Origin of the sequence: Martinezella rhizogenes (assembly GCF_000799715.1) — a bacterium.
Taxonomy (GTDB): domain Bacteria; phylum Pseudomonadota; class Alphaproteobacteria; order Rhizobiales; family Rhizobiaceae; genus Rhizobium; species Rhizobium rhizogenes_C.
Window position 1 is genome coordinate 15,182 of the sequence record NZ_JUHG01000014.1, and the last position, 12,640, is coordinate 27,821.

The 12,640-nt window shown below is 61.7% G+C and carries 12 protein-coding genes; 5 read left to right on the top strand and 7 right to left on the bottom strand.

Features of this window, described 5'->3' with window-relative positions; all coding sequences use genetic code 11:
- Positions 1 to 22: 22 nt before the first annotated feature.
- Positions 23 to 763, bottom strand: coding sequence for a CbtA family protein (locus tag EX00_RS17530; RefSeq protein WP_047460534.1), 741 nt, complete (start codon positions 761 to 763; stop codon positions 23 to 25).
- Positions 764 to 775: 12 nt separating this feature from the next.
- On the bottom strand, positions 776 to 985 hold the full coding sequence (locus EX00_RS17535) for a CbtB domain-containing protein (RefSeq protein ID WP_047460536.1): 210 nt from the start codon (positions 983 to 985) through the stop codon (positions 776 to 778).
- Positions 986 to 1,224: 239 nt separating this feature from the next.
- Between EX00_RS17535 and EX00_RS17540 the strand changes: the two genes are divergently transcribed.
- Positions 1,225 to 1,791 (top strand): histidine phosphatase family protein, encoded by a 567-nt coding sequence (locus EX00_RS17540; protein WP_047460539.1) that lies wholly within the window; start codon positions 1,225 to 1,227, stop codon positions 1,789 to 1,791.
- A gap of 3 nt (positions 1,792 to 1,794) precedes the next feature.
- Here the strand turns inward: EX00_RS17540 and EX00_RS17545 are convergent, their stop codons facing one another.
- From EX00_RS17545 to cyoA, 5 genes are all read right to left on the bottom strand, one after another.
- Positions 1,795 to 2,556: an SURF1 family protein gene (locus EX00_RS17545; protein WP_047460541.1), complete on the bottom strand. Its 762-nt coding sequence runs from the start codon at positions 2,554 to 2,556 to the stop codon at positions 1,795 to 1,797.
- Positions 2,557 to 2,649: 93 nt separating this feature from the next.
- A complete protein-coding gene (gene cyoD, locus EX00_RS17550; protein WP_047460542.1) occupies positions 2,650 to 3,057 on the bottom strand; it encodes a cytochrome o ubiquinol oxidase subunit IV in 408 nt (135 codons plus the stop codon).
- Positions 3,054 to 3,683 (bottom strand): cytochrome o ubiquinol oxidase subunit III, encoded by a 630-nt coding sequence (gene cyoC, locus EX00_RS17555; protein WP_047460545.1) that lies wholly within the window; start codon positions 3,681 to 3,683, stop codon positions 3,054 to 3,056. The genes cyoD and cyoC overlap by 4 nt, the downstream gene beginning before the upstream one ends.
- Before the next feature lie 5 nt (positions 3,684 to 3,688).
- Positions 3,689 to 5,692 carry a cytochrome o ubiquinol oxidase subunit I gene (gene cyoB / locus EX00_RS17560; RefSeq protein WP_047460547.1) on the bottom strand — a complete coding sequence of 668 codons (2,004 nt, stop codon included), beginning with the start codon at positions 5,690 to 5,692 and terminating at the stop codon, positions 3,689 to 3,691.
- Positions 5,693 to 5,739: 47 nt separating this feature from the next.
- Entirely contained in the window at positions 5,740 to 6,867 is a 1,128-nt protein-coding gene (gene cyoA / locus EX00_RS17565; RefSeq protein WP_047460549.1) for a ubiquinol oxidase subunit II, read from the bottom strand.
- A gap of 391 nt (positions 6,868 to 7,258) precedes the next feature.
- Between cyoA and EX00_RS17570 the strand changes: the two genes are divergently transcribed.
- The 4 genes from EX00_RS17570 to EX00_RS17585 all read left to right on the top strand — a co-directional run bounded on the left by EX00_RS17570 (position 7,259) and on the right by EX00_RS17585 (position 12,620).
- Positions 7,259 to 8,596, top strand: a complete 1,338-nt coding sequence (locus EX00_RS17570) for an MFS transporter (RefSeq protein WP_047460551.1) — start codon at positions 7,259 to 7,261, stop codon at positions 8,594 to 8,596.
- A 222-nt stretch (positions 8,597 to 8,818) separates the two neighbouring features.
- Positions 8,819 to 9,835 carry an iron ABC transporter substrate-binding protein gene (locus tag EX00_RS17575; RefSeq protein ID WP_047460554.1) on the top strand — a complete coding sequence of 339 codons (1,017 nt, stop codon included), beginning with the start codon at positions 8,819 to 8,821 and terminating at the stop codon, positions 9,833 to 9,835.
- Between the two features lie 125 nt (positions 9,836 to 9,960).
- The gene (locus tag EX00_RS17580; protein WP_047460557.1) at positions 9,961 to 11,562 is read left to right on the top strand and encodes an ABC transporter permease; all 1,602 of its coding nucleotides are present in this window, start codon (positions 9,961 to 9,963) and stop codon (positions 11,560 to 11,562) included.
- Positions 11,559 to 12,620 (top strand): ABC transporter ATP-binding protein, encoded by a 1,062-nt coding sequence (locus tag EX00_RS17585; protein WP_047460560.1) that lies wholly within the window; start codon positions 11,559 to 11,561, stop codon positions 12,618 to 12,620. The genes EX00_RS17580 and EX00_RS17585 overlap by 4 nt, the downstream gene beginning before the upstream one ends.
- The last annotated feature ends 20 nt before the right edge of the window (positions 12,621 to 12,640 follow it).

Here is a 12,640-nt window from a genome sequence, read left to right on the forward strand (position 1 = left end):
GGGATGCGTTGAGCGTGCCATCTCAGGCCCGGCGCAGAGCCGTGCGACCGTAGCGAACCTTCGGCAGATCGCGTTCGGCCCATGCCCCGAAGCCAAGGCCGAGTGTCGCCCAGAGGATCGCATGCATCCCGAGCGAGGTGATCCGGAACTGCCAGAGAACGATGGCAGAGAACTGCTCCGGCACCTCGTTGATCGGCGGCAGCAGATACTGGATCAGCCCGATGAAGACGAAATAGCCGATGCCGGCTAGGATCACGCCGTTCCATGAGCCGTAACGCGCGACAAGCCGGCGTCCGAACCCGACTGCGACGATCATGCCGACGATGGAAGCCACGATCATGATGAAGAACAGTTCAGTCCTGGCGCCGATCGTGTCCGGATTGCCGACCGCTGGCGGGTTTACCGGATATTTGAGGTCGGGAACCAGCGAAATCGTCACGAAAGCCGCGATTGCGAGCAATGCGGCCGTACCACGCGCGCCGAGCGAGCTGATGCGGCCATAGACAAAAGCAAACACCAGCGCGAACAATCCGCCCACCGCCGTTGCGTAGATCATGATGCCGGTGAAGAGACCGAGGCCCGCCTGTGTGGCGCGGCTGACGATTTCCGGCTCGGATGCTTCCCCGGCGGCAAGCGCCGCCTTTTCCTCAAAGCCGATCGCCCAATCGACGAGCGGTTCGCCGAAGATGCGGGCGAAGATAAAAATAAGAATACCGGCGAGCGCTCCGACCAGCATGCCGCGGAGCAAAAGACGTCCAACCATATTCCTGATCCCTTAGTGGCAGGGGAAACCGAGCAGATGACGGCCGTCATGCACGAATTCGTGCACATAGGAGCCGGAGATCAGCGACGTCGCGCCTTCCTCTGCGCCGACGAAGTAGATCGCCAGCAGCATCAGAAGACCGGCGAAGATCGCCCAGGGCAGGATTTGGCCGAGCGGGATCGGCGTCGGGATCGCGGATGGTGCGAATGCGGTATCAGACATTTCATTCCCTCTTCAGAAAAGCGCGTTCCATTTGCGGAAGGGTTTTTTACGGGAAGGGTCTGGCTCTCTGGGGGCGGTATCCGCCCGTCGATTACAGTGGCGCGACCGCGCCGGGATTTCACCGGCTTCCACACCCGTAAGTCTGAGTTTATATCTGGCTGTGAAGACGATTGTCAATCAACGCGCCCGCTGCCCGCCAGGGTGGTTGCGGCGCATCCGGCTCGGGGAAATCCGATATCATGAGAGCGCATCTGAGCTGGGTTTGCCACGGGCCGACCGAGGCCAACCGCAACAGCCGTTTTCCGGCCGACGAACCGCTGGAGGCCAAGGCCGCGCAGCAGGCCAGGATCCTTGCCGAGCAACTCGGAACGGTGGACCGGGCCTGGTCCAGCCCGGCTCTCAGGGCTCGCCAGACGGCTGCTGCCCTTGGGCTTGATGGCGTCGCCGAACCTGCCTTTCGGGAGTGTGACTACGGTCGCTGGCAGGGGAAGAGCATCGCCGACCTCAATAACAGCGATCCGGAAGCCCTGGCGCTCTGGATGCTGGATCTGGATGCGGCACCGCATGGCGGCGAGGCGCTGTCCGCAGTCTTTGCGCGTGTCGGCGACTGGATGAAGAACCATATCGGCGATGGCGGCCATGCGGTCGCGGTCACACACGCGACCGTCATCCGCGCAGCCATCCTGCATGCGCTGCAGGCACAGCCTTCGGCCTTCTGGTCGATCGACGTCGAGCCGCTCGGCATCGTGGAGATGACCAGCGACGGGCGTCGCTGGCAGCTCCGCTTCCCGAGCGTAGTGAGATAACGATCAGCGGCCTGCTTTGGCCCGCTGCCGTTCGAAACGGATGAGATAGCCGGCAAGGCCGAGCGTTATCAGGGCAAGTCCATACCAGGTGATGGCATAGACCAGGTGACTGTTGTGGAAGGCGATCTGCGTCAGGCCGCCGACCGGCAGGTCGCCAGGATTTTTCGTATCGTCGGCATCGATGAAATAGGGCGCGACGTTTTGCAGGCCGCGCGCGTCCGCGATTGCCGAGACGTCGCGCGAATACCAGCGCTCTCCCGCCGGCACGTTGGAGCGCAGCAGCGTGCCCTTCGGCTCATTGATCCGCAGCAGGCCGGTGACGGTGGTCTCTCCGGCGAGCTCGCCGGCTGGCCGGGTGTCCGGATTGCGCTTGGCGGTCGGAACGAAGCCCCTGTTGATGACGACGACGGTTCCGTCAGCCTCTCTCATCGGTGTCAGCACCCAGTAGCCGGGTCCGAGCGCGGTCGAGGCATAGACTTGCGTTTCCTTGTCGTTGAGAAAAGTGCCGGTCGCCCGGACGCGCTTGTATTCATAGCCGCTAGCATTGATGGCGGACCATTCCGCCGGGCCGGGTGCTGCGACGGGTGGCGCATGCACGCGGGCGTCGACGCGGGCGATCAGGTCCAGCTTCCAGGACAGCCGCTTCATCTGCCAGGTGCCGAGCCCGATGAGCAGGGCGGTCAGGAGCAGCAGCAGGATCACCCAGATGGCGAGCGTCAGCGTCGAGCGCGGTTTTTCGGGAGAGTCGGTCGGGATATCGGTCAAGGCGCTAAACTCCATCGGAGGCGCAAAAGAACCGGCGGAAACATCACGCCGGAGAGAAGCGGGCATCCTTTGGGGACGCCCGCCGCTTTGTCGTTACGGCATGTTGCGCATCATCTCGGGCGACATGACCATCATGTTGGCGTTGAGATGGTGCATGACCCAGAGCGAGCCGGAGAGCGCGATAATCACCAGAACGATGGTGAAGATCAGCGCCATCATGTTCCAGCCGCCTTCCGACTTGGTGTTCATGTGCAGGAAGTAAATCATGTGCACGACGATCTGGATGGCGCCGAAGACCATGATCAGCACCGCGGTGACGACCGGATCGGCAAAGACCTTGCCCATCACCAGCCAGAAGGGGATGGCGGTCAGGATGACGGAGAGGACGAACCCCGTCATGTAGCTCTTAAACGTGCCGTGGCTGGCCTCGTGGCCGCCATGTCCATGGTCGTGACCGTGGGCGTCAGTGGAATGATGCGAATGGTTGGCGTTCGAGCTCATCCGAGAACTCCCATGAGATAGACGAAGGAAAACACGCCGATCCAGACGACGTCGAGGAAGTGCCAGAACATCGACAGGCACATCAGGCGACGTTTGTTCTCGGGGATCAGGCCGTGCTTGGTGGTCTGTACCATCAGCGTGATCAGCCAGACGATGCCGACGGTGACGTGCAGGCCGTGGGTGCCGACCAGCGTGAAGAAGGCCGACAAGAACGCACTGCGCTGCGGGCCGGCGCCCTCGAGGATCAGGTGATAGAACTCGTAGAGCTCGAAATAGATGAAGGCCGCGCCGAACAGGCCGGTGATCGCCAGCCACATCAGCGTTCCCGACTTGTTGTTCTTCTCCATCGCCAGCATGGCGAAACCATAGGTAATGGAGGAGAAGAGCAGCATCGCCGTGTTGAGCGCGACGAGCGGCAGTTCGAACAGGTCGGCCGGCGACGGACCGGCCGCATAGTTGTGGCCGAGCACCGCATAGGTCGCGAAGAGGACTGCGAAGATCAGGCAGTCGCTCATGATGTAGATCCAGAAGCCCAGCATGGTGCTGCCTTCGGGATGATGCTCCTCCGTCATGTAGAATGCGGGGGTCTCGCCGTCCTTGAGAGCGGGTGAGGTATGGGTCGTCATGGGTCTTATACCTGTCCTGCGAGCAGCTTCGTACGCTCGGCCTCGGTCTTCACGACCTCGTCGGCGGGAATATGGAAGTCGCGCTTATAGTTGAAGGTATGGCCGATCGTCACCACGATCATGGCGGTGAAGGTGATGGCGGCGAGCCACCAGATGTACCAGATCATGCCGAATGCGAAGGCGATGGAGAGAACGCCGAGGATGATGCCCGTGCCGGTGCTCTTCGGCATGTGGATCGGGATGAAGCCCTCGGTCGGACGTTTGTAGCCGCGGTTCTTCATGTCCCACCACGCATCGTGGTCGTAAACGATCGGCGTCAGCGCGAAATTATATTCCGGCGGCGGCGACGAGGTCGACCATTCCAGCGTGCGGCCATTCCACGGGTCGCCGGTGACATCGCGAAGCTCTTCGCGCTTGATGAAGCTGACGACGAGCTGGATGAGGAAGGAGGCGATGCCGATGGCGATCATCACGGCGCCGAGTGCGGCGATGATGAAGTAGATCTGCAACGACGGATCGTCGAACTGCGAGACGCGGCGGGTAACGCCCATCAGGCCGAGCACGTAGAGCGGCATGAAGGCGAAGTAGAAGCCGACGACCCAGAACCAGAAGGACATCTTGCCCCAGAAAGGATCGAGCTTGAAGCCGAAAGCCTTCGGGAACCAGTAGGCGATGCCCGCGAACATCCCGAACAGCACGCCGCCGATGATGACGTTGTGGAAGTGGGCGATCAGGAACAGCGAGTTGTGCAGCACGAAGTCGGCCGGCGGAACCGCGAGCATGACGCCGGTCATGCCGCCGATGGTGAAGGTGACCATGAAGGCCACGGTCCACAGCATCGGCACTTCAAAGCGGATGCGGCCGCGATACATGGTGAAGAGCCAGTTGAACAGCTTGGCGCCCGTCGGGATCGAGATGATCATCGTCGTGATGCCGAAGAAGGAGTTGACGCTGGCGCCCGAACCCATGGTGAAGAAGTGATGCAGCCAGACGAGGTACGACAGGATGGTGATAACCACGGTGGCGTAAACCATCGAGGCGTAGCCGAACAGGCGCTTGCTGGCGAAGGTGGCGACGACTTCCGAGAACACGCCGAAGGCCGGCAGGATCAGGATGTAGACTTCCGGGTGGCCCCAGATCCAGATGAGGTTGACATACATCATCGGATTGCCGCCGAGGTCGTTCGTGAAGAAGTTCGTGCCGGCGTAGCGGTCGAGCGACAAAAGGGCGAGAACGGCGGTCAGGACCGGGAAGGCAGCGACGATCAGCACGTTGGTGCAGAGCGCGGTCCAGGTGAAGATCGGCATCTTCATCATGGTCATGCCCGGCGCGCGCATCTTGACGATGGTGGCCACCAGGTTGACGCCCGACAGAAGTGTGCCGATACCGGCGACCTGCAGGCCCCAGATGTAATAGTCGACGCCGACGCCGGGACTATAGGTCGCCCCCGACAGCGGCGGATAGGCGAGCCAGCCAGTGCGGGCGAATTCGCCGATGAACAGCGAGATCATGATAATGATAGCGCCGGCCGTCGTCATCCAGAAGGAGAAGTTGTTGAGGAAGGGGAAGGACACGTCGCGCGCGCCGATCTGCAGCGGCACGACGAAGTTCATCAGACCCGTCACCATCGGCATCGCCACGAAGAAGATCATGATCACGCCATGGGCGGTGAAGACCTGGTCGTAATGGTGTGGCGGCAGATAGCCTTCGGAACCGTTGAAGGCCAGCGCCTGTTGCGCACGCATCAATAGCGCGTCGGAAAAGCCGCGCAGCAGCATGATCAGCGCCAGGATGATGTACATGATACCGATCTTCTTGTGATCGATACTGGTGAACCATTCCTTCCAGAGATAACCCCAGAGGCGGAAATAGGTGAGTGCGCCCAGAAGGGCGATGCCGCCGATCGCGACGCCGATGAAGGTCACGACGAGGATCGGCTCGTGATAGGGAATAGCGTCGAGCGTCAGCCGACCGAAGATGAATTTATAGAGGTCCGGGTTGGAAAACATGGATTGCCTCTGTCCTTATAGATATCTTGTTACTGAGCGCACGGGGATCAATGACCCTGGTGCTGCGCCGGCTGCGAGGAACCGTTCGACGAATCCGAAGTGGAACCGTCGCCCATGTCCATGCCCGGCATGGAATTGTCGCCATGCTGCATCGTGTGAGCCGCGGGAGCGTCGGCCCGCACCGGGGTCACGTCCTCATGACCCGCGTCGCGGTTGTCATGGATCAGGCGCTCGCGGTTTTCCTGGCTGTCCTTGCCGGCGCCGCCCTTGGCGTCGATATGCATCATTTCGCTCATGCACATCTTGCTCGGATCGGCGCACATGTTGAGGATGGCCTCGTAGAGATCCTTGTCGACGGTATTATAGTATCGGACGGGTTCCCGTTCGCTCGGCTTGGCGAGTGCCAGATATTCCGACCGGCCGAGTGCCGTGCCCTGGCTCTTGGCCTTCTCGACCCACTGGTCGAAGTCCGCCTGGGAGAGACCATGGAACTTGAAGCGCATATGCGAGAAGCCGGCGCCGCTATAGTTGGCGGACAGGCCCTGATATTCGCCCGGATGGTTGATGACGGCGTGCAGCTTCGTCTCCATGCCTGGCATGGCGTAGATCTGGCCAGCAAGTGCTGGGACGAAGAAGGAGTTCATCACCGCGGACGCCGTGATCTTGAAGTTGATCGGCGTGTCGACCGGGGTGGCCAGTTCGTTGACCGTGGCAATGCCGAGATCCGGGTAGAAGAACAGCCATTTCCAGTCGAGCGCGACCACTTCGACGGTCAGCGGCTTGACGTTCTCGGCGACCGGCTTTCCGGCCGCGATGCGGTCGAGCGGCCGGTAGGGGTCCAGCTGATGGGTGCTGATCCAGGTCACCGCGCCGAGTGCGATGATGATGGCCAGCGGCGCCGACCAGATCACCAGTTCGAGGCGGGTCGAATGATGCCATTCGGGATCATAGGGCGCCGCCGTGTTCGACTGGCGATATTTCCAGGCGAAGAACAACGTGAGGAAGATCACCGGTATGATGATGATCAGCATCAGGACGACCGAGATGACGATGAGGTCGCGTTGCTGCACGGCGATGTCGCCGGAGGGAGCCATCACCACCAGGTTGCAGCCCGAAAGCAGCAAAAATAGCGGGAGGACAAATAAGCGGCTGAAAATCTTCGATACTCTTAGCACGTCTTAAAGCTCTTTTTGTTTCGACCGTACCGCGACTAAAGGACGGCGGTCATGAACGATATGAGGTGTTTCGTCGCACCGCAGCAAGTTCGGGTGCAATGCGGTATCAAGCGGGGTCTCCCCTAACGGGAAAATCCTGAGAAATCCAGAAGGTTTTCCAACTGCCGGCTGCTTTTGTTGCGGGCTAATATAGTCGGATCGGAGGAAATGGCTACCGATGACGGCGCGTCAACCCGGCATTGCGGCGGCGAAAGTCGAATTGGCCGGATTCAACGGCTAATTTACGAATTATTTCATGCCCGACACTTGATAAGTTCGCAAGTTTGATCAACATTTTAACCGTACGCGAATTCGTGGAGGAGTTCGCGTCTCGAGAGGGAGGCTCTCACTTATGGTCAGTGTTACGCATGAAGCAGTAAATGCAACATCTACAGGTTTTGAACGCGACGCCCGCAGCATGCACGCGGGCAGTGAGGTCGCACCCGGTAATATTGCCATCGGCGTGATCATCGGTCGCACGTCCGAGTTTTTCGATTTCTTCGTCTATGCCATCGCATCGGTCCTGGTTTTCCCGAAGCTGATCTTCCCCTTCGCGGATCCCCTGCATGGCACCATGCTTTCTTTCCTGATCTTTTCGCTTGCCTTCATCGCCCGCCCGATCGGTTCGTTCATCTTCATGGCGATCGACCGGGCCTATGGCCGCGGCGTCAAGCTGACGATCGCGCTGTTCCTGCTCGGTGGCTCGACGGCGTCGATGAGCTTCCTACCCGGTTATGCCGAGATCGGCGGCTACGCGATCCTTCTGCTCGCCATCTTCCGTATTGGCCAGGGTCTGGCGCTCGGCGGTGCCTGGGATGGCCTTGCCTCGCTGCTGGCGCTGAATGCGCCGGCCAATCGCCGCGGCTGGTTTGCGATGATCCCGCAGCTCGGCGCGCCGATTGGCTTCATGCTGGCAAGCGCACTCTTCGCTTACTTCGTCATGAGTCTCACGACCGCCGACTTCGTCGATTGGGGCTGGCGCTATCCGTTCTTCTGCGCCTTCATGGTCAACGTCGTCGCGCTCTTCGCCCGGCTTCGCCTGGTAGCTACGCCGGAATTCGGCGCGCTTCTGGAACGCCACGAACTGGAGCCGGTCAAGATGACGGAGCTTCTGCGCGTGCATGGCCGTGACGTGCTGATCGGCGCCTTCGTGCCGCTGGCAAGCTTCGCGACCTTCCATCTGGTCACGGTCTTCCCGCTGAGCTGGGTAACTCTCTATAGCGAGCAGTCCGCCGGTTCGTTCCTGTTGGTCGAATTCATCGGCGCGATCTGCGGTATCGTCGCGATCATCTGTTCCGGCCTGCTGGCCGATCGTATCGGCCGGCGCAACCAGTTGGCCGTCGGTGCCGTGCTGATCGCCTGCTTCGCCTTCGTCGCGCCCTGGCTGCTCGACGGCGGGACCACCGGCCGCCACATCTACGTGGTTCTCGGCTTCACGTTGCTCGGTCTTTCCTTCGGCCAGGCCGCCGGAGCCAGTGCATCCCGCTTCACCCAGAACTACCGCTATAGCGGCTCCGCTCTGACCTCGGATCTTTCCTGGTTAATCGGCGCCGGCTTTGCACCCTTCGTGGCGCTCAGCCTCTCCAGCCAGTTCGGCCTGGTCTATACCAGCCTTTACCTGCTCTCCGGCGTCGTCTGCACGCTTGTCGCGATCTTCTTCAGCAAGACGCTGGAAACGCGCGACACCTGATCGGAGCTTCGGGATATAAAAGGCCGCGATGCGCAAGCGTCGCGGCCTTTTGCGTATTTCGACACAGGCATCCACGCTGCCGAAAAATCCGGCGAAATCTTGACTCTCTTTTCAAGCTTTTGTGATAGAAACGGGCGTACGGAAACTTGAAAAGAATAGTCAGGAAAAATATAGGCTATCGCACCACCGTCAAAGACGGGGTTTTCAAGCGAGAGGACGCCTATGACTTTTTCCTTTACCCATCTCACCAGCGCGCTGGCGCTTGCCGCTGGCCTCGCGGTTGCTCCGCTGATGGCAAATGCCGCCGATTCCGAAGGCATCGTCGTCTACAATGCCCAGCATGAGACGCTGACCCAGGCCTGGGCGGATGGCTTCACCAAGGAAACCGGCATCAAGGTGACGATCCGCAACGGCAGCGACATGCAGTTCGCCAACCAGATCGTCGAGGAAGGCGCGGCATCTCCCGCCGACGTCTATCTGACGGAAAATTCTCCGGGCATGGCGCTGGTCGACGCCAACAAGCTCTTCGCCCCTGTCGACGCCGGCACGCTGGCGCAGGTGCCGGAAAACTTCAAGGCGGTCGATGGCAACTGGGTCGGCGTCGCCGCCCGTTCCACGGTTTTCGCCTATGACAAGACCAAGTTGAAGGAAGCCGATCTGCCGAAGTCGATGCTTGACCTCGCCGATCCCAAGTGGAAGGGCCGCTGGGGCGCTTCGCCGGCCGGCGCCGATTTCCAAGCGATCGTCAGCGCGCTTCTCGAGCTGAAGGGCGAAGACGCCACCAAGGCCTGGCTGAAGGCGATGAAGGAAAACGCCACCCCGTACAAGGGCAACAGCGTCGCCATGAAGGCCGTTAACGCCGGTGAAGTCGAGGGCGCGGTCATCTATCACTATTACTGGTTCGGCGATCAGGCAAAGACCGGCGAAAACAGCAAGAACGTCCTCCTGCATTACTTCAAAAACCAGGATCCAGGCGCGTTCGTCAGCATTTCCGGCGGCGGCGTTCTCGCCTCCAGCCAGCACCAGAAGGAAGCCCAGGCATTCCTGAAGTGGATCACCGGCAAGGGCGGCCAGGCCGTTCTGCGCGACGGCGATTCCTATGAATATGCCGTCGGCAACGGCGCCGAATCCAACTCGAAGCTGGTGCCGCTCAATGATCTGCAGGCCCCGAAGGTCGAGCCTTCCAAGCTGAACAGCAAGAAGGTTACCGATCTGATGACGGAAGCCGGACTGATCTAAGCTCTTGCATCACTGTCGCATGCCCTGCTAGGGGCATGCGGATGGTCTTTTGGCCAATCCGATCCCGGCAATCGCCTTAAACGGCGGTTGCCTTCCTGTTTCAGGGCGTGAAAGGCAGCTGAGACTTGCTGCAGAAGAACACATATGCCGCGCCGGCCGGTCGGGCCGCTGCCCTGCGAGTGCCTCCGCTGACGGCTGCGCCTCGCGGCCGTGTTCCGCACGCTTCCGTTATCGCCCTTGCATCCGTCGTCGCCCTTCTGAGCCTGGTGCCGCTCGGCTTCATCATCTGGATTACGGTCGATACCGGATGGGCCCAAGTCGTCGCGCTGATCTTCCGCAATCGCGTCGGCGAACTGCTGGTCAACACCGTTCTTCTCGAAGTCTGCACCATCCCGCTTTGCATCCTGCTTGCCGTGACGCTCGCCTGGCTGACCGAGCGCACCGATATCCCCGGCGCCCGGCTATGGTCCTGGCTGGCGGTCGCGCCGCTGGCCGTGCCGGCTTTCGTGCACAGCTACGCCTGGGTCAGCCTGGTGCCCGGCATGCGCGGGTTGTCGAGTGGCGTGCTCGTGTCGGTGCTTGCCTATTATCCCTTCCTCTATCTGCCGGTGGCCGCGGCACTCCGCCGCCTCGATCCGGCGATCGAGGATGCCGCCGCCTCGCTCGGCCTCAATCCCTGGCGTGTGTTCTTCCGGGCGATCCTGCCGCAGCTTCGCCTCGCCATCTGCGGCGGCTCGCTGCTGATCGGCCTGCATCTTCTGGCGGAATACGGTCTCTATGTGATGATCCGCTTCGATACGTTTTCGACCGCGATCGTCGATCAGTTCCAGTCCGCCTATAACAGCCCGGCGGCCAACATGCTCGGCGGCGTTCTCGTCTTCTGCTGTCTTCTGCTGCTCGGCATCGAGGTGCTGGTGCGCGGCAATGAGCGCTACGCCCGCGTCGGCTCCGGTGCCGCCCGCCCGGTGGACCGCCGTCGCCTCGGCTGGTTCGTCGTCCCGGCCGTCGCTCTTCCGGTGGTGGTGGCCGCGTTAACGCTCGGCGTGCCCTTCGTGACGCTGGCGCGCTGGCTCTACCTTGGCGGCACCGGCATCTGGCGAATGGAGACGGTTGGCAGTGCGCTGTTGCAAACCATCGGCCTGGCGATTGCCGGCGGATTGCTCGCCACCGTCGCCGCCATTCCGATGGCCTGGCTCTCGGTGCGCGCCCCCGGCCGGCTGCAGCGCATCCTCGAAGCCTGCCATTATTATGTCGGCTCGCTGCCGGGTGTCGTCGTCGCCCTGGCGCTGGTGTCGATCACGGTGCGGTTGATCCTGCCGCTCTACCAGACCTTCGCCACGCTGCTGCTTGCTTATGTCCTTCTGTTCCTGCCGCGCGCCATGGTCGGCCTGCGTGCCAGCATTGCCCAGGCCCCGGTCGAGCTCGAACGCGCCGCCATGGCGCTCGGCCGCACGCCGGCGCAGGCCGTGCGGCAGATCACCATGCGCCTTGCCGCTCCCGGCTTTGCCGCCAGCGTCGCGCTGGTCGCCCTGGGGATTACCAATGAACTGACGGCGACGCTGATGCTGTCACCAAACGGCACGGTGACGCTGGCGACAAAATTCTGGTCGCTGACCAGTGAGATCGATTATGTCTCCGCCGCGCCCTACGCCTTCATGATGGTGGTGCTCTCGCTGCCACTCACCCTTCTCCTTTACGTACAATCCAAGCGGACGGCCGGACAATGACCTTTCTGGCGATCAAGACCATCAGCAAGCATTATGGCCCGGTGCAGGCGCTTGCTAACATCGACCTCACGGTCGCCCCCGGCAGCCGCACAGCCATCGTCGGCCCGTCCGGCTCCGGCAAGACGACGCTGTTGCGCATCATTGCCGGCTTCGAGACCCCGGATGCCGGTCAGGTGATACTGGAGGGCGAAACGCTGGCGGATGGTCCGTCGGTCGTGCCCGCCCATCGCCGTGGCATCGGCATCGTGTCGCAGGACGGCGCCTTGTTTCCGCATCTGAGCGTGGCCGATAACATCAGCTTCGGCATGGAACGCGGACGGCCGGATCGCGCCCAGCAGATCAACGCGCTCATCGACATGGTGGAACTCGATCGCAACATGCTCGATCGCCGCCCGCATCAGCTCTCCGGCGGCCAGCAGCAGCGCGTGGCGCTTGCCCGCGCGCTTGGCCGCAAGCCGAGACTGATGCTACTCGACGAACCCTTTTCCGCACTCGATACGGGCCTGCGCGAAAACATGCGCAAGGCCGTCGCCCGCGTCCTGCAAATCGCCGGCATCACCACGATCCTGGTGACACATGATCAGGCGGAGGCGCTGTCCTTCGCCGATCAGGTCGCCGTTCTGCGCGACGGCAAGCTGGTGCAGGCAGGAACCCCGCAATCTCTCTACCTCCATCCTAGAGATCGTGAGACTGCGACCTTTCTCGGTGACGCCATCCTGCTGCCGGCAGACCTTGGCGACGGCTTTACCAATTGCGCATTGGGGCGCATTCCGACCGATACCAATGGTCGGCAGGGGCGTGCCGACATCATGCTGCGGCCCGAGCAGGTGCAGCTGAGCGTCCTCGATGATGCCGGCGCAAGCGCCGCATGCGTCGGCAAGGTTACCGATGTCGAATTCGGCGGTGCCGTCTGCACGGTGACTGTCGTGCTTTCCCAGGCCAATGGCGCCGAGACGCTGAACATCAAAAGCTCCGGTGTCGGCCTGCCCGAGATCGGCAGCATGGTCTCCGTGACCGTGCTTGGCAAAGCACACGTCTTCGACAAGCCTGTCGTCTGAGCTGCTTTTGGGTTGAAGCC

Coding starts and splice junctions, on each gene's coding strand:
- cyoC (WP_047460545.1), bottom strand. CDS start 3,683: ATGACGACCCATACCTCACCCGCTCTCAAGGACGGCGAGACCCCCGCA.
- EX00_RS17585 (WP_047460560.1), top strand. CDS start 11,559: ATGACCTTTCTGGCGATCAAGACCATCAGCAAGCATTATGGCCCGGTG.
- EX00_RS17575 (WP_047460554.1), top strand. CDS start 8,819: ATGACTTTTTCCTTTACCCATCTCACCAGCGCGCTGGCGCTTGCCGCT.
- cyoB (WP_047460547.1), bottom strand. CDS start 5,692: ATGTTTTCCAACCCGGACCTCTATAAATTCATCTTCGGTCGGCTGACG.
- EX00_RS17530 (WP_047460534.1), bottom strand. CDS start 763: ATGGTTGGACGTCTTTTGCTCCGCGGCATGCTGGTCGGAGCGCTCGCC.
- EX00_RS17540 (WP_047460539.1), top strand. CDS start 1,225: ATGAGAGCGCATCTGAGCTGGGTTTGCCACGGGCCGACCGAGGCCAAC.
- cyoD (WP_047460542.1), bottom strand. CDS start 3,057: ATGAGCTCGAACGCCAACCATTCGCATCATTCCACTGACGCCCACGGT.
- EX00_RS17535 (WP_047460536.1), bottom strand. CDS start 985: ATGTCTGATACCGCATTCGCACCATCCGCGATCCCGACGCCGATCCCG.
- EX00_RS17570 (WP_047460551.1), top strand. CDS start 7,259: ATGGTCAGTGTTACGCATGAAGCAGTAAATGCAACATCTACAGGTTTT.